Raw genomic sequence first — 16,228 nt, forward strand, 5'->3', positions numbered from 1 at the left:
GCGGCGCGTGGACTCGGCGCCCAAGCTTCCCGTGTTTTTTGTGTGTTTGTGATGGTTCCTGCCGCGCAGTCCGTGCGGCCTGATTCCACAGACAGTGCTGGTCGCCGAAGTATTTGTCCCAAGGCTCTTGGCAGGGCCTTGCGACCACCCACCAGGGTTAATCCATGCATCTTTCCGAACTGAAAGCGCTTCACGTCTCGGCCCTGATCAAGATGGGCGAAGAGCTCGAGATCGACAACGTCGCCCGCCTGCGCAAGCAGGAGCTGATGTTCGCGATCATGAAGAAGCGCGCCAAGGCCGGCGAACAGGTGTTCGGCGACGGCGTGCTCGAAGTGCTGCCCGACGGCTTCGGCTTCCTGCGCTCCATCGAAGCCAGCTACATGGCTTCGACCGACGACATCTACCTGTCTCCGAGCCAGATCCGCCGCTTCAACCTCCACACCGGCGACATGATCGAAGGTGAAGTGCGCGTCCCGAAGGACGGCGAGCGCTACTTTGCCCTCGTCAAGGTCGACCGCGTGAACGGCTCGACGCCCGAGGAGAGCAAGCACAAGATCATGTTCGAGAACCTGACCCCGCTGTTCCCCAAGGAACAGTTCAGGCTCGAGCGCGACATCAAGGGCGACGAGAACACGGTCGGCCGCATCATCGACCTGATCGCGCCCATCGGCAAAGGCCAGCGCGCCCTGCTGGTGGCCCAGCCCAAGACCGGCAAGACGGTGATGATGCAGCACCTGGCGCATGCGCTGGTGGCGAACCATCCCGACTGCCACCTGATCGTGCTGCTGGTCGATGAGCGTCCGGAAGAAGTGACCGAAATGCTGCGCACCGTGCGCGGCGAGGTCATCTCCTCCACCTTCGACGAACCGGCCGCGCGCCACGTGCAGGTCGCCGAAATGGTGATCGAGCGCGCCAAGCGCCTGGTCGAAATGAAGAAGGACGTGATCATCCTGCTGGACTCGATCACCCGCCTGGCCCGCGCCTACAACAACGTCCTGCCCTCCTCCGGCAAGGTGTTGACCGGCGGTGTGGATGCCAACGCGCTGCAGCGCCCCAAGCGCTTCTTCGGTGCGGCCCGCAATGTCGAGGAAGGCGGCTCGCTGACCATCATCGGCACCGCGCTGATCGACACCGGCAGCCGCATGGACGAAGTGATCTATGAAGAGTTCAAGGGCACCGGCAACTGCGAAATCCATCTGGACCGTCGCATGGCCGAGAAGCGCGTCTACCCTTCGATCCTGATCAACAAGTCCGGCACCCGCCGCGAGGAGCTGCTCCTGAAGCCAGAGATCCTGCAGAAGAGCTGGATCCTGCGCAAGCTGCTCTACAACATGGACGAGATCGAGGCGATGGAATTCATCCTCGACAAGATGAAGGCCTCCAAGAACAACCACGACTTCTTCGACATGATGCGTCGCGGTGGGTAAGTGGGGACCGAGGACATGCCCTGCGGCATGTCCAACGCCTCACGAACGCCAGCTCGCGTCCTGCGCGAGCCGGCCGGGTCGTTGAGGAGTAGCCTTCAAACGCCACCTCAGGGTGGCGCTTTGCATTTTTAGGCTACAATCCGCGTTTTTCCGCCGCCAGAAAGTGCGCTCGCATGGTGCGAACGTGGCTCCCGGCACTGAAACAGCTACGGCGAAGAGGTTCCCATGAAAGACGGCATTCACCCCAACTACCGCGACGTGGTCTTCGTCGACCAGTCCAACGGCTTCCAATTCGTGACGCGTTCGACCGTCTCGACCAAGGACACGATCGAGATCGACGGCAAGACCATGCCGCTGGTCAAGCTGGAAACCACCAGCGAATCGCACCCGTTCTACACGGGTCAGCAAAAGAGCATCGACAACCTGGGCGGCCGCGTCGAGAAGTTCCGCAACAAGTTTGCACGTCTTGGCACCCCGGCCAAGAAGTAAAAAGCTGCTGCTTCGGCAGCAACACAAGAAAGGCAGCCACCAGGCTGCCTTTTTTTATTCCACACCAAACTCCGGCATGATCCTGCCCACAACAACAAGAGCCCTGTAGACGCGTGAACCTGCCCACCCCCGCCATCGTGGCCGAACGCGGCGCGCAACGACTGCCCCGCCTGGCCCTCTTGCTGCTCTGCGCGGCTTATGTGCTGCCCGGCCTGTTCGGCCGTGACCCCTGGCGCAATGCGGACCTGACCGCTTTCGGCTTCATGGCCAGCATCGCCCAGGGCCACGCGCCCTGGTGGGAACCTGCCATCGCCGGCATTCCCGCCGAAGGCGGCCCGCTGCCATTCTGGCTCGGGGCGCTGGCCATCAAGGCCCTGCCCTTCCTGGACCCGGCCCTGGCCGCACGCCTGCCTTTTGCGGCGGTGCTGCTGCTGGTCTTCACGCTGGTCTGGTACAGCACCTTTCATCTGGCCCGCACCGAGGCTGCACAACCGGTCGCATTCGCCTTCGGCGGCGAAGCCCAGGCGACCGACTACGCCCGCGCCATGGCCGATGGTGCCCTGCTGGCACTGATGGCCAGCCTGGGCCTCTTGATGCTGGGTCACGAAACCACGCCAGAGCTCTTGCAGCTGCTGGCTTGCGCAATCTATCTCTACGGCCTCGCCGTCGCCCCGTACAACGCCTGGAAAGCGCGGCTCGCGGTGCTGCTCTCGCTGCCAATGCTGGCGGCCAGCGGTGCGCCCGCCGTGGCCATGCTTTATGCAGGCCTGGGCGCCTGGCTGTGCCAACGCTCCAGCTACGACGATGTGCGCGGCCTGACGCTGTGGGTGCTGGGCGCCGGCCTCCTGAGCGCCTTGTCGGCCTGGACCTTCAACGCCTGGGCCTGGCGCGTCGACATGCCAGGCACTGCAGAGTTCGGTCTCGAGCTGCTGAGCCAGTTCGGCTGGTTCTGCTGGCCGGCCTGGCCGCTGGCCCTGTGGACACTGTGGCGCTGGCGTCATCACTGGCCGCGCCGGCATATCCTGCTGCCACTGATCGTGTTTGCCGTCCCCATGGCCGCGTCCATTGCCATGAACGGTTCGGACCGCGCCTTGCTGCTTTGCCTGCCGCCACTGGCCTTGCTCGCCGCCTTTGCGCTGCCCACGCTCAAGCGCAGCTTCGCAGCGGCCGTGGACTGGTTCTCGGTCTTCTTCTTCAGCGCCGTCGCGCTGTTCTTCTGGGCCTATTACCTGTCGATGCAGCAAGGTTGGCCGCCCAAATTGCTGGCCAATCTGCAACGTCTGGCCCAGGGCTTCGAACCGAGTTTCCATCCGGTGGCCTTGCTCGTTGGCGCCGCCGCCACCCTGGCCTGGCTGGCCCTGGTGCGCTGGCGCACTTCGCGCCACCAGCATGCGGTGTGGAAGAGTCTGGCTTTGCCGGCCGGCGGTGTCACGCTGGCCTGGCTGTTGGCCATGACGCTGATGCTCCCGCCGCTGGATTACGCGCGCAGCAACCGCCCCCTGATCGAGCGCCTGCGCGCGCAACTGCCCACCACGGTCAATTGCATCGCTGCGCCCGGCCAGGCCATGTCCTTGCTGGCGGCCCTGGAGTTCCAGGGCGGCTGGCGGGTCGATGCGCGAAGGCCGCTGGTGGTGACCCAGTGCACGCATGCACTGCGCTACGTACAGGGTCAGGAAGCGCCGCCTGCCGGCTGGCGCTTGCTGGCTCGGGTGAAGCGGCCCACCGATAGGGGCGAACAGGGCTACTTGCTGCTGGCCCGCCAGTAGCCAAGCACAGCTTCAGGCCTTCAAATGCTCGGCGGACACTGGCTCGGCCGTTGCGGCACGCACCCGCGCTGCCGGGAACTGCAGCTTGAAGCGACTGCCCTTGCCCACTTCGCTTTCGATCAGCAACGCGCCACCATGGCGCTGCGCCACATGCTTGACGATGGACAGGCCCAGGCCTGTGCCACCGCTCTCGCGTGAGCGGCTGCCGTCCACGCGATAGAAGCGCTCGGTCAATCGCGGCAGATGCTCGCGCGCTATGCCGGGGCCGGTGTCAGCCACACAGAGCTCCCCCGAGCCATCGGCCAGCAGGCGCCAATGCACGTCGATGCCGCCGCCCTCCGGCGTGTAGCGGACCGCGTTCGATACGAGGTTGCCGATCCCGCTGAGCAGTTCGCCCTCCACGCCGGCCAGCTCGGCCAAGGTATCCGCCACCACCGTGACGCGATGCCGTCCATGCGACAAGGCAAGGGCATCGCTGCGGATGCGCTGCAGCAGGCCGTCCAGGCTGACCCAGCGGTCCGATGTCGGGCGCGGGCTGCCTTCGAGCTGCGCCAGCGTCAGGAGATCGGCCACCAGCGTCTGCATGCGCTGCGTCTGCTGCTGCATCAGGCTCAGCACACGGCGGCGCTCGACTTCAGTGAGCGGCAGGCTGTCCATGGTCTCGATGAAGCCGGCCAGCACGGTCAGCGGCGTGCGGATCTCGTGCGAAACATTGGCCACGAAATCACGCCGCATCGAATCGGCCCGCTCTCGCTCGGTCACGTCGACCGTCAGGATCAGCTTGCGGCCCTCGCCATAGCTGCGCACCACCACCGACAAACTGCCGCGGCCGCGTGAGCTGCCGGCCAGCAGCAGCGGCTCCTGGTAGTCGGCCGCCTGCAGGTAGCCGACAAAGGTCGGCGCCCGCACGAGGTTGGTGATGCGCTGCTGCAGGTCGCGATGAGGGTCGAGCGAGAAATGGTCTGCCGCCACATGGTTGCACCACTGGATCTGGTCGTTCGCGTCCAGGATCAGCACACCGTTGGGCGAGGCTTCGATGGCGGACAGAAACTGGCCCAGCCACAAGCGCTCGCGAGCCAGGGCATGCTCGCGCTGACGCAAGGCACGCTCGACCCGGTAGCCGATCTCGCCCCAGAAGCCTCGGTCGCGCGGCGCGGCCTGCTGCTGCGAACCGCGCAGCCATTCCATCAGGCGATGCGCGCGCAGCGAGTCGAACAGGGTCAGCAGGCCGACCGCCGTGCCGGCACCGAGCAACTCGGCCACCAAGGGCGTGGCGAATTCATGGCCCGCCCACCAGCCCACAAGGCTGCCGGCGGCCAGCGCCACGATGATCAATACCAGGCGGGCAAAGAACCAGCTCAAGTCGGCATCCTCAATGTCTTTGTCTTCAGCTGGACAGCGCCGTCTGCTGCTGGGTCAGGCGGTAGCCGGCCCCGCGCACGGTCTCGATCATGCGCTGGCAATGCACTTTCTCGAGGGCCTCGCGCAAGCGCTTCACATGCACATCCACGGTGCGCTCCTCGATGAACACATGGTCGCCCCAGACCCGGTCCAACAACTGCGAACGGCTGTGCACACGCTCCGGATGCGTCATGAAGAAATGCAGCAGGCGGAACTCGGTCGGACCCAGCTTGACCTCGGTGCCATCGCGGCTCACGCGGCGGGTGCCCGGGTCGATGCTCAGGCCACCAACTTCAACCACGGCATCAAGCGCCTCGGGCGCGCGGCGCCGCAAGACAGCGCGGATGCGGGCCAGCAGCTCGTTGGTCGAGAACGGCTTGGTCAGGTAGTCGTCGGCACCAGCGTCCAGGCCCGCGATCTTGTCCATCTCGTCAGCGCGCGCGGTCAGCATGATGACCGGCAGCTCCTTGGTGCGCGAGCTGCTGCGCCATTGGCGAGCGAGGGCCACGCCGCTCTGGCCCGGCAGCATCCAGTCCAGCACCACCAGCTCGGGCAGCATGCGGTCCACCTCGTACTGGGCCTGATCGGCGCTGGCCGCCAGGGTCACTTCAAAGCCCGCGTGACGCAGGTTGATGGAGATCAGCTCGGCGATGGCCGATTCGTCTTCCACCACCAAAATTCGGCTACTCATTGTCTAGCTCCAATTCCTGCGGGACGAGCGCCGGGCCGCTCCCAAGCCGGCCCGCATCCCCTCGGGAGATCGGCCGACGTACTCGTCGGCCGAGGGGTCCCATGACTACCTCACCATGGTTTCGACGGCCTCGGGCGTGTTGTGACGCACGTCCGTGCCCTTGACCACGTAGATGATGACCTCGGCCAGGTTCTTGGCATGGTCGCCCACGCGCTCGATGGCCTTGGCCACGAACACCAGGTCGATCGACGACGAGATCGTGCGCGGGTCTTCCATCATGTAGGTGATCAGCTTGCGCAACAGGCCATCGAATTCCTTGTCGATCTGGTCGTCCTGCTTCAGCACTTCCAGTGCCTTCTCGACGTCGAGCCGCGCGAAGGCATCGAGTGCCTTGCGCAGCAGTGCGACGGCCAGCTCGGCTTCGAAGGCCAGGTCCGACATCGGCAGGCGCAGGCGGCTCGAAACGCCGGCATTGATCAGGCGCTGCACCGTACGGGCCACGCGGGCCGCTTCGTCGCCCACACGCTCCAGATTGGCAATCGCCTTGGAGATGGCAATCAGGAGACGCAAGTCGCGCGCTGTGGGTTGGCGGCGGGCAATGATGGTGGAGAGATCGCGGTCGATCTCGACCTCCATCGCGTTGACCTTCTCTTCGGTCTGCAAGACGCTGCTGGCCAGCTCACCGCTGAACTGCACCAGCGCCTCGACGGCCTGAGCCACTTGAGACTCGACCATGCCGCCCATCTCGAGCACACGGGTGGAAATGCCGCTCAGCTCGGCATCGAATTGGGTAGAAAGGTGCTTGTCGCTCATCTTCAATCTCCCTCAATCAGCCGAATCGGCCGGTGATGTAATCTTCGGTGTCCTTGCGCTTGGGCTTCATGAACAAGTCGCCCGTGGGGCCGAACTCGATCAGGTCACCCAGGTACATATAGGCCGTGTAGTCCGAGCAGCGTGCGGCCTGCTGCATGTTGTGCGTGACGATGGCGACCGTGTAATCGCTCTTGAGCTCATGAATCAGCTCCTCGATCTTGCCGGTCGAGATCGGGTCCAGCGCCGAGCATGGTTCGTCGAGCAGCAGGATCTCGGGCTTGATCGCAATGCCGCGCGCAATGCACAGGCGCTGCTGCTGGCCGCCGGAGAGGCCGGAGCCGCTCTGGTTGAGCTTGTCTTTCACCTCGGTCCAGAGCGCGGCCTTCTTCAGGGCCCACTCGACGCGCTCGTCCATCTCGACGCGCGGCAGCGTCTCGAACAGGCGCACGCCGAAAGCGATGTTGTCGTAGATCGACATCGGGAACGGCGTCGGCTTCTGGAACACCATGCCGATCTTGGCGCGGATCAGGGAGACGTCTTCGCGGCTCGCGAGGATGTCCTCGCCGTCCAGCAGGATCTGGCCCTCGGCGCGCTGCTCCGGGTAGAGCTCGAACATCCGGTTCAGCGTACGCAGCAAGGTGGACTTGCCGCAGCCGCTGGGGCCGATGAAGGCAGTGACCTTCTTCTCGGGAATGTCCAGGTTGATGCTCTTCAGCGCGTGGAAGCTGCCGTAATAGAAATTCAGGTTGCGCACCGAGAGCTTGGCCCGCTCGGCGACCGGCATGTTGACTTTTGCATCCATGGTAGGGAGTCCAGGTTAATGCTTGTTCTTGAATAGCACGCGCGCCAGGATATTGAGCAGCAGCACGCCAATGGTGATGATGAAAACCCCAGCCCAAGCGAGCTTCTGCCAGTTTTCATAAGGGCTCATCGCGAACTTGAAGATCGTGACCGGCAAGCTCGCCATCGGCGCCCCCAGGTCTGAAGTCCAGAACTGGTTGGAAAGGGCCGTGAACAGCAGCGGCGCGGTCTCGCCAGAGATGCGTGCCAACGCCAGCAGGATGCCGGTCAGAACGCCCGCACGAGCGGCCTTCAAGGTCACGGAAAGAATCACCTTCCACTTCGGCGTACCAAGCGCGTAAGCCGCCTCGCGCAAGGCATTCGGGATCAGGCTCAGCATGTTCTCTGTCGTTCGGATCACGACCGGAATCACGATAAGCGCAAGCGCCAGGATGCCGGCCAAGCCGGAGAAGCTCTTCATCCGCGTGACGACCACAGCGTAAATGAACAGTCCGATCACGATTGACGGCGCAGACAGCAAGATGTCGTTGATGAAGCGCACTGCGGCACCCAGCCTGCTCTTCTGGCCGTACTCGGCAAGGTAGACCCCGGCCAGGATGCCAATCGGCGTGCCGAGCAAGGTGGCCAGGCCGACCATCACGGTCGAGCCGAAGATTGCGTTGGCCAGGCCACCGGTGTCTGCCTGCGGCGGCGGCGTCATCTCGGTGAAGGTTGCCCAGGCAATCCCCCCCATCCCAAGGCGCACTGTCTCGAACAGTATCCACAACAGCCAGAACAGACCGAAGGCCATCGCGGCCAGCGACAGGGTCAACGCGATCGCATTGACCCGCTTGCGTTTGGCATGCATGGCCAACCGCTTGGCATCCATGGATGTGGTGGTGGCGCTCATGAACGCGTCCCCTCGTTCTTCTTGAGTTGCGACAACAACAGCTTGGAGCAGGCCAGCACCACGAAGGTGATAAAGAACAGCACCAAGCCAAGATAGATCAGCGAGGCCTGATGCAGCCCCTCACCGGCTTCGGCGAACTCATTGGCCAGGGCCGACGTGATGCTGTTGGCGGCCTCGAACACGGACAGCGAGTTCAGCTGATTCATGTTGCCAATCACGAAGGTGATCGCCATGGTCTCACCAAGGGCGCGACCCAGCCCCAGCATGACCCCGCCGACCACACCGGTCTTCGTATAGGGCAGCACCACCTTCCAGACCACCTCCCAGGTGGTGGCACCAAGGCCGTAGGCACTTTCCTTCAGCATCGGAGGCGTGACCTCAAACACGTCCCGCATCACCGACGCGATGAAGGGAATGATCATGATGGCCAGGATGATGCCGGCCGACAGGATGCCGATGCCTACCGGTGGGCCGGAAACGAAGGCCCCCAGGACAGGCACACCGGTCAGCAGCGCCTGCAGTGGTTGCTGGACGTAGGTTGCCAAGATGGGCCCGAACACCAGCAAGCCCCACATGCCGTAAACGATTGAAGGCACCGCAGCGAGCAGCTCAACCGCCACGCCAAGCGGCCGGCGCAACCAATTGGGTGACAGCTCTGTCAGAAACAAGGCAATGCCAAAGCTCACAGGCACGGCGATAAACAACGCGATGAACGATGTCATCAGCGTGCCGTAGATCATCACCAGGCCGCCAAACTTCTCCTGCACCGGATCCCATTCGCTGGTCCACAGGAAGCCGAGCCCGAACTCGCGGATTGCCGGGGCCGCACCGATCAGCAGCGACACGATGATGCCCACCATCAGGGCCAGCGTCAGCCAGGCGGCCCCGTGGGCCAGAAGCGAAAACACCGCATCAGCCCAGGGGGCGACGCGACGACGCGGCTGCGGGCTGCCTTGAGGCTGCACCCGGATCGCAGAACGTTCGTCGGACTCGAAGTTGTTGGCTGGGAGTATTGCGGCCACGAGGCCTCCTGAAAGTCAGGCTTTGAAAAATGGGTGGCAAATTCGACAACAGCCCGGCAGTGCTGACTGCCGGGCCGTGACTTTGCTCAGTTCAACGTCACTTGTAGGCAATGGCCTTGCCGGAAGCGTCCTTCAAATTGTCGGCCCACAGCTTGCGGACCAACGTCTTGACGCTGTCGGGCAGCGGCACATAGTCCAGATCGTCGGCCATCTTGTCGCCATTGCCGTAAGCCCAATCAAAGAACTTGAGGGCAGCGGCACCGCTGGCCGGCTTCTCCTGGGTCTTGTACATCAGGATGTAGGTCGGATTGGTCAGGGGCCAGGCGTCCTTGCCGGGTTGCTCGGTCGTGATCTGATAGAACGACTTGGCCCAATCAGCGCCCGCCGCAGCGGCCTTGAACGCGTTGTCATTGGGCGTCACGAAATGACCGTCCTTGTTGCGCATCAGCGTGTACGTCATCTTGTTCTGCTTGACGTATGCGTATTCGACATAGCCAATCGAATTCGGGAGGCGTTGCACGAAGGCGGCCACACCTTCATTGCCCTTGCCACCGGCACCGGTCGGCCAGTTCACCGCCGTGCCTTCGCCCACCTTGCTCTTCCATTCTTCATTCACCTTGGAAAGGTAGTTCGTGAAGATGAACGAGGTGCCCGAGCCGTCTGCGCGACGAACCACGGCAATGGGAGCGTCCGGCAAAGGCACACCCGGATTCAGGGCGGTGAGCGCCGCATCGTTCCACTTGGTGATCTTGCCCAGGTAGATGTCACCCAGCACCTGGCCGGTCAACTTGATTTGACCCGGGGCGATACCCTTGATGTTGACCACAGGCACAACACCGCCAATCACCGTCGGGAACTGAACCATGCCGTCCTTGGCCAGGTCCTCATCCTTGATCGGCATGTCGGACGCGCCGAAATCGACCGTCTTGGCCTTGATCTGGCGAATGCCAGCACCCGAGCCGACCGACTGATAATTGATGCGCGCGCCGCTGGCCTTGTTGTAGGCATCAGCCCATTTGGCATAGATAGGTGCCGGGAAGGTCGCGCCGGCGCCGGTCACGTCCTGAGCTGCGACACTGTTCACGGCGGCGAGGCCGGCAGCAAGAAGGAAACCCTGGGCAAAGCGAGTGAGATTCATGGCTGACCTGTGACGGTGCTTGGTTGACGATGGTTGGCATCCTAGAAGGCCAATATGACAGCGTAGTGACATCGGTTGACAAGATCCAGCACTGATTCTGGATGGCGGCGAAACTGTCATATTCACTTCACTGCTCTGTCATATGCGCTTTCTACAGTCTCGCGCACCGGGCGCTGCGCCCTGCATCTGTGGAGACCGTCATGAAGAACCCGCTGTTCCGCCTCTTGTCCGCTGTCGCCCTCGCCGCTGGCCTGTCCGCCTGCGCCACCGCGCCCACGCCGGCACCGCTGACCGAGACCCTCGGCCGCGCCCCTCAATTGAGCACCTTCAACCGCCTGGTGGCCGAAGCCGGCCTGAGTGAGCAGCTGCGCGCCGCCGGCCCGCTGACGGTGTTCGCGCCCAGCGACGAAGCCTTCAAGGCCGTCCCGGCCAAGACCCTGGAAGCCCTTGTGGCCGACAAGGCCCAGTTGAAGGCCGTGCTGAGCTATCACATCGTGGCCGCCAAGCTGCCGGCCGCCGAAGTGCGCAACAGCAACCAGAAGACGCTGCAAGGCGGCACGATCGCCCTGGCCCGTGCCGGAGACTTCGTGACGGTTGACGAAGCCATGGTCCAGCAAGCCGACATCAATGCCACCAACGGCGTGGCCCATGTGCTCGATCGCGTGCTGATGCCGTCCAAGAAGTAAGTAGCTCAAGCCCAGGCCCAAACAACAAGGGCCGCCAGCGTCTTGCACGCTGGCGGCCCTTGGCTTTGACATTCAAAGTATCAGATGCGGACAGCTTCCGCCAGGCGCTGGGCGCATTGCTGGGCCAGGGTCGCGTCGCTGGCCTCGACCATCACGCGCAGCAGCGGCTCGGTGCCCGACGCACGGATCAGCACCCGGCCACGTTGGCCGAGATCGGCCGTGACTTCGGCCTGCTCCTGGGCCAGGCGCGCATTGCCCTTCCAGTCCTGGCCCGGCTGCAGGCGAACATTGATCAGCGTTTGCGGGAACAGGTCCACGCCGGCGAGTTGCTCGGACAGACTGCGGCCGGTGCGGCTGATGGCCTGCAGCACCAGCAGTGCGCTGACGATGCCGTCGCCGGTGGTGTGCTTGTCCAGCGCCAGCAGGTGGCCCGAGCCTTCGCCACCGAGCTGCCAGCCGCGGGCGGCCAGCTCTTCCAGCACATAGCGGTCGCCGACCTTGGCGCGGACGAAATCAACATCGCGCGACTTCAGGGCCAGCTCGACGGCCATATTGGTCATCAGCGTGCCCACGGCACCGGGCACTCGCAGGCCCTGGTCGAGACGGTCTGCCACCATCACGTATAGCAGCTCATCGCCGTTGTAGAGGCGGCCTTGCGCGTCGACCAGTTGCAGGCGGTCGGCATCGCCGTCCAGGGCTACGCCATAGTGGGCGCCATGTTCCTTGACGGCCTTGACCAGCGCTTCCGGGGCGGTAGCGCCGAAGCCTGCATTGATGTTGTAGCCGTCCGGGCTGCAGCCGATGGCGATCACCTCGGCACCCAGCTCGTGGAACACATCGGGGGCGATCTGGTAGCCGGCGCCGTGGGCCGCGTCGACGACGATCTTCAGGCCCTTCAGAGTCAGGTCCGACCCGAAGCAGTTCTTGCAGAACTCGATGTAGCGGCCGCGTGCGTCTTCAAGCCGGCGAGCCCGGCCCAGATTGGCCGAATCGACCCAGACTGGCGGCTCTTCGAGCGCGGCTTCAACATCCAACTCCCAGGCGTCGGGCAGCTTCTCGCCCTTGCTGGAGAAGAATTTGATGCCGTTGTCGGCAAACGGGTTGTGCGAGGCCGAGATCACCACGCCCAGGTCCTGGCGCAGCGCGCGGGTCAGGTAGGCGACGCCTGGCGTGGGCAGGGGGCCGGTGAGGCGCACATCGACGCCGGCCGACGCGAAGCCCGCTTCCAGCGAAGACTCGAGCATGTAGCCGGAGATGCGGGTGTCCTTGCCAATCAACACGCTGGGGCGCGCGACCTTGCGCTTGAGCACACGGCCCACCGCATGACCCAGGCGCAGCATGAAGTCGGGAGTGATGGGCGATTGGCCCACGGTGCCGCGGATGCCATCGGTTCCGAAATAGGTACGGCTCATTGCGAGCGGCCTCCTGAATTTTTGATTCCGCTATTGTCGGCGAATAGCGCACCAGGCCCATCCCCAGCATGCCAGACCTTGAGCGCATCGACGGTAGCCGCGACATCGTGCACACGCAGGATGCGTGCGCCGCGCGACACCGCCAGCAAGGCCGCTGCGATGCTGGCAGGCATGCGCTGGTCCACCGGTTTGCCGGTCACGTCGCCGAGTGTCTTCTTGCGTGACCAGCCCACCAGTAGTGGGTAGCCCAGCGCCAGCAATCGCTCCTGCTCACGCAGCAACTGCAGGTTCTGCTCAGACTGTTTGGCAAAGCCGTAACCCGGATCCAACACGATGCGCTCGGCCGCGATGCCGGCTTCGCGGAGCCGCGCAGCCCGTTCACCAAGAAACTGCGCCACCTCGGCCACCACGTCGGCGTAGTCGGTCAGCCCTTGCATGGTGGAGGGGTCGCCACGCATATGCATCAGGCAGACACCTGCGGAGTCGTGGGCCGCAAGAATCTCCAATGCGCCGGGCCGGCGCAGGGCCTGGACGTCGTTGACGATGTCGACGCCGGCCTCCAATGCCCGCCGCATCACCTCGGGCTTGCAGGTGTCGACAGACAGCGGCACCCCCAGGCTCAGGGCATCCTGGATGACCGGCGCAATGCGCCGCCATTCCTCTTCATCGTCCAGGACCGCCGCGCCGGGCCGGGTCGACTCGCCACCGATGTCGAGAATATCCGCACCCTCGTCCACCAGCCGCTTGCAGTGAGCGATGGCGCCAGCCGCCTCAGCATGCTGGCCGCCGTCGGAGAAGGAATCAGGCGTGACGTTGACGATGCCCATCACGCGGGGGCGATCAAGGTCGATTCGAAAGCGCCGAGTTTGCCAATGCATAGCCAAGTGTGAGCTGGGTCTGGGAGCTGAAAGGTAAAAGGGCCCGACGCAATGTCGGGCCCCGTGTCGAGTCTTGTGGATCAGGCAGCCGCAGGCGCACCGTCGGTATTCACCGGTGGCGTACCGCCGCCGCTGGAACCGCCATTGGGCGCCACAGTCTCGCCAGGCCCGCGCGGCGGCTTGCCGGCCATGATGTCCAGCACCTGGTCGCGGTCAATGGTTTCCCACTTCATCAGCGCGTCGGTCATCGCCTCGACCTTGTCACGATTGGTATCCAGGATGCTCTTGGCCACGGCGTATTGCTCGTCGAGGATGCGGCGCATTTCCGCGTCGACCTTCTGCTGCGTGGTCTCGCTGATGGCCGAGGTCTTGGTCATGCTGCGGCCGAGGAAGACTTCGCCCTCGTTCTCCGCATAGACCATCGGGCCCAGCAGGTCGCTCATGCCGTAGCGGGTGACCATGTCGCGGGCAATGCGGGTGGCGCGCTCATAGTCGTTCGAGGCGCCGGTGGAGATGTCCTTGACGAACAGCTCTTCGGCGATACGGCCGCCGAACAGGATGCTGATCTCGTTCAGCATCTGCTTGTAGTAGCGGCTGTACTGGTCGCGCTCAGGCAATTGCCAGGTCACGCCCAGGGCACGGCCACGCGGCATGACAGTGACCTTGTGGACCGGGTCAGTGCCCGGCAGCATTTCGGCCACGATGGCATGGCCCGACTCGTGATAGGCGGTGGCCCGCTTCTCTTCGTCGCTCATCACCATGCTCTTGCGCTCGGGGCCCATGTAGAGCTTGTCCTTGGCGCGCTCGAAGTCGATCATCTCGACTAGGCGTCCATTGCGGCGGGCCGCGAACAGCGCAGCCTCGTTGACCAGATTGGCCAGATCGGCACCGCTCATGCCGGGCGTGCCGCGCGCCAGGATGCTGGCGTTCACGTCTTGGCCCACGGGCACCTTGCGCATGTGCACGTTCAGGATCTGCTCGCGGCCACGGATGTCCGGCAGCGTCACGTAGACCTGGCGGTCAAAACGACCCGGACGCAAGAGGGCCGGGTCCAGGATGTCAGGACGGTTGGTCGCGGCAATCACGATCACGCCGAGATTGGTCTCGAAACCGTCCATCTCGACCAGCATCTGGTTCAGGGTCTGCTCGCGCTCATCGTTGCCGCCGCCCAGGCCAGCACCACGGTGGCGACCGACCGCGTCGATTTCGTCGATGAAGATGATGCAGGGTGCGCTCTTCTTGGCCTGTTCGAACATGTCGCGCACACGGGCAGCGCCAACGCCGACGAACATCTCAACGAAGTCGGAGCCCGAGATCGTGAAGAACGGCACCTTGGCTTCGCCGGCAATCGACTTGGCCAGCAGCGTCTTGCCGGTACCCGGAGGGCCGACCATGAGCACACCACGCGGAATGCGGCCGCCCAGCTTCTGGAATTTCTGAGGGTCTTTCAGGAAGTCGACCAGCTCCTTCACCTCTTCCTTGGCTTCGTCGCAACCAGCGACGTCGGCAAAGGTGATGGTGTTGTTGGCCTCGTCCAGCATGCGCGCCTTGCTCTTGCCGAAGCTGAACGCGCCGCCCTTGCCGCCGCCCTGCATCTGGCGCATGAAGTAGATCCAGACACCGATCAGCAGCAGCATCGGGCCCCAGCTGACCAGCAGGCTCATCAGGAGCGAAGGCTCTTCACGCGGCTTGACGTCGAACTTGACGCCGCTGTTGATCAGGTCGCCGACCAGGCCCCGGTCGAGATAGGTGGCAGCCGAGCGGATCTTGGTGCCATCGTCCTTGGTGGCCTCGATCTCGGTACCGCCATTGCCTTCCTTCAGCGTGACCTGCTTGATGCGCCGGCCACGGACTTCTTCCAGGAAATCGGAGTAGCCGATGGAGGCTCCCGGGCTCGTGCCACGCTCGAACTGCTTGACCACGGTGAATAGCACCAGGGCTATCACCAGCCAGACAGCAATTTTCGAGAACCACTGATTGTTCACCGCGACTCCTTTGACTCGATTCCACAGGTCTGCGCCTAGCGCACAGACGATGCACGGTAGTTGGGGTTGATTCTATTGCAGTCAAGCCCCCGGGGCTGATTGAGAAATCCTTGCCCCGCGAAAGACATTGCGCGCAATTGTTTGCTTCAGGCTCACTTCAGGCCGATGCCGATCAGGAAGGTTTCCGACGAACGGTCTCGGGAAGCCTTGGGCTTGAGCGTCTTGACCTTCTTGAAGGTTTTCCTGAACTGCGCCACCAGGTCGTCGTAGCCGGCGCCATGGAAGACCTTGGCCACCAGCGCGCCATCGGGCGTCAGGTGCTTCTGGCCGAAGTCCAGCGCCAGCTCGATCAGCAAACTGACGCGGGCTGCGTCGGTATCCGTGATGCCCGAAAGATTGGGGGCCATGTCGGACACCACAAGGTCCACCGCACGGCCCGCCAGCGTATCTTCCAGCTCCTTGAGCACCGCGTCCTCGCGGAAATCGCCCTGGATGAAGTGCACGCCTTCAATAGGCTCGAAATCCAGCAGGTCCAGCGCAATGATGGTGCCGTTGAGCTGGCCAACGGCCGCACCACCCACCCCCGCTTCCTTGGGTGCGAACTTTCGGCGCAGGTATTGGCTCCAGGCGCCGGGCGCTGCCCCGAGATCGACGACGACCTGCCCCGGGCGGATCAGCTTCAGCTCTTCGTCGATTTCCTGCAGCTTGTAGGCAGCGCGAGCGCGATAGCCGTCCTTCTGGGCCGCTTTGACATACGGATCATTGATATGACCGTGCAGCCAGGCCTTGTTGATTTTCTTGCTTTTGCTCGTGAATTTCATGATGTGCCG

The 16,228-nt window shown here is 63.8% G+C and carries 15 protein-coding genes; 4 read left to right on the forward strand and 11 right to left on the reverse strand.

Annotated elements, in window-relative coordinates; all coding sequences use genetic code 11:
* Window positions 1-164 precede the first annotated feature (164 nt).
* The 3 genes from rho (at window position 165) to V3596_RS07520 (ending at window position 3,682) form a co-directional block, all read left to right on the forward strand.
* Window positions 165-1,427 (forward strand): transcription termination factor Rho, encoded by a 1,263-nt coding sequence (gene rho / locus V3596_RS07510; RefSeq protein WP_282823080.1) that lies wholly within the window; start codon window positions 165-167, stop codon window positions 1,425-1,427.
* A gap of 225 nt (window positions 1,428-1,652) precedes the next feature.
* The gene (locus V3596_RS07515; protein ID WP_334277059.1) at window positions 1,653-1,916 is read left to right on the forward strand and encodes a type B 50S ribosomal protein L31; all 264 of its coding nucleotides are present in this window, start codon (window positions 1,653-1,655) and stop codon (window positions 1,914-1,916) included.
* A 113-nt stretch (window positions 1,917-2,029) separates the two neighbouring features.
* Window positions 2,030-3,682: a hypothetical protein gene (locus tag V3596_RS07520; protein ID WP_334277060.1), complete on the forward strand. Its 1,653-nt coding sequence runs from the start codon at window positions 2,030-2,032 to the stop codon at window positions 3,680-3,682.
* 12 nt (window positions 3,683-3,694) lie between these two features.
* Here the strand turns inward: V3596_RS07520 and phoR are convergent, their stop codons facing one another.
* From phoR to pstS, 7 genes are all read right to left on the reverse strand, one after another.
* The gene (gene phoR / locus V3596_RS07525; RefSeq protein ID WP_334277061.1) at window positions 3,695-5,044 is read right to left on the reverse strand and encodes a phosphate regulon sensor histidine kinase PhoR; all 1,350 of its coding nucleotides are present in this window, start codon (window positions 5,042-5,044) and stop codon (window positions 3,695-3,697) included.
* A 25-nt stretch (window positions 5,045-5,069) separates the two neighbouring features.
* Complete coding sequence (phoB, locus tag V3596_RS07530; protein WP_334277062.1) at window positions 5,070-5,774, reverse strand: phosphate regulon transcriptional regulator PhoB; 705 nt, start codon at window positions 5,772-5,774, stop codon at window positions 5,070-5,072.
* Between the two features lie 105 nt (window positions 5,775-5,879).
* Window positions 5,880-6,587, reverse strand: coding sequence for a phosphate signaling complex protein PhoU (gene phoU, locus V3596_RS07535; RefSeq protein WP_334277063.1), 708 nt, complete (start codon window positions 6,585-6,587; stop codon window positions 5,880-5,882).
* Between the two features lie 16 nt (window positions 6,588-6,603).
* The gene (gene pstB, locus V3596_RS07540) at window positions 6,604-7,389 is read right to left on the reverse strand and encodes a phosphate ABC transporter ATP-binding protein PstB (RefSeq protein ID WP_334277064.1); all 786 of its coding nucleotides are present in this window, start codon (window positions 7,387-7,389) and stop codon (window positions 6,604-6,606) included.
* Between the two features lie 15 nt (window positions 7,390-7,404).
* The gene (pstA, locus tag V3596_RS07545) at window positions 7,405-8,277 is read right to left on the reverse strand and encodes a phosphate ABC transporter permease PstA (protein ID WP_334277065.1); all 873 of its coding nucleotides are present in this window, start codon (window positions 8,275-8,277) and stop codon (window positions 7,405-7,407) included.
* Window positions 8,274-9,248 carry a phosphate ABC transporter permease PstC gene (pstC, locus tag V3596_RS07550; protein ID WP_334277366.1) on the reverse strand — a complete coding sequence of 325 codons (975 nt, stop codon included), beginning with the start codon at window positions 9,246-9,248 and terminating at the stop codon, window positions 8,274-8,276. Before pstC ends, pstA begins: the two co-directional genes overlap by 4 nt.
* A 148-nt stretch (window positions 9,249-9,396) precedes the next feature.
* Window positions 9,397-10,437 carry a phosphate ABC transporter substrate-binding protein PstS gene (pstS, locus tag V3596_RS07555; RefSeq protein WP_334277066.1) on the reverse strand — a complete coding sequence of 347 codons (1,041 nt, stop codon included), beginning with the start codon at window positions 10,435-10,437 and terminating at the stop codon, window positions 9,397-9,399.
* A 200-nt stretch (window positions 10,438-10,637) separates the two neighbouring features.
* Between pstS and V3596_RS07560 the strand changes: the two genes are divergently transcribed.
* On the forward strand, window positions 10,638-11,123 hold the full coding sequence (locus V3596_RS07560; RefSeq protein WP_334277067.1) for a fasciclin domain-containing protein: 486 nt from the start codon (window positions 10,638-10,640) through the stop codon (window positions 11,121-11,123).
* An 80-nt stretch (window positions 11,124-11,203) separates the two neighbouring features.
* On the opposite strand, the gene glmM is transcribed toward V3596_RS07560, so the two are convergent.
* The 4 genes from glmM to V3596_RS07580 form a co-directional block, all read right to left on the reverse strand.
* The gene (glmM, locus tag V3596_RS07565; RefSeq protein WP_334277068.1) at window positions 11,204-12,535 is read right to left on the reverse strand and encodes a phosphoglucosamine mutase; all 1,332 of its coding nucleotides are present in this window, start codon (window positions 12,533-12,535) and stop codon (window positions 11,204-11,206) included.
* Window positions 12,532-13,413: a dihydropteroate synthase gene (gene folP, locus V3596_RS07570; RefSeq protein WP_334277367.1), complete on the reverse strand. Its 882-nt coding sequence runs from the start codon at window positions 13,411-13,413 to the stop codon at window positions 12,532-12,534. The genes glmM and folP overlap by 4 nt, the downstream gene beginning before the upstream one ends.
* Window positions 13,414-13,493: 80 nt before the next feature.
* Entirely contained in the window at window positions 13,494-15,398 is a 1,905-nt protein-coding gene (gene ftsH, locus V3596_RS07575; protein ID WP_334277069.1) for an ATP-dependent zinc metalloprotease FtsH, read from the reverse strand.
* A 152-nt stretch (window positions 15,399-15,550) separates the two neighbouring features.
* A complete protein-coding gene (locus V3596_RS07580; protein ID WP_334277070.1) occupies window positions 15,551-16,219 on the reverse strand; it encodes an RlmE family RNA methyltransferase in 669 nt (222 codons plus the stop codon).
* Window positions 16,220-16,228 lie beyond the last annotated feature (9 nt).

The sequence above is a fragment of the Roseateles microcysteis genome (genome assembly GCF_036880965.1).
In the GTDB taxonomy this organism is placed as follows: Bacteria; Pseudomonadota; Gammaproteobacteria; order Burkholderiales; family Burkholderiaceae_C; genus JAUASW01.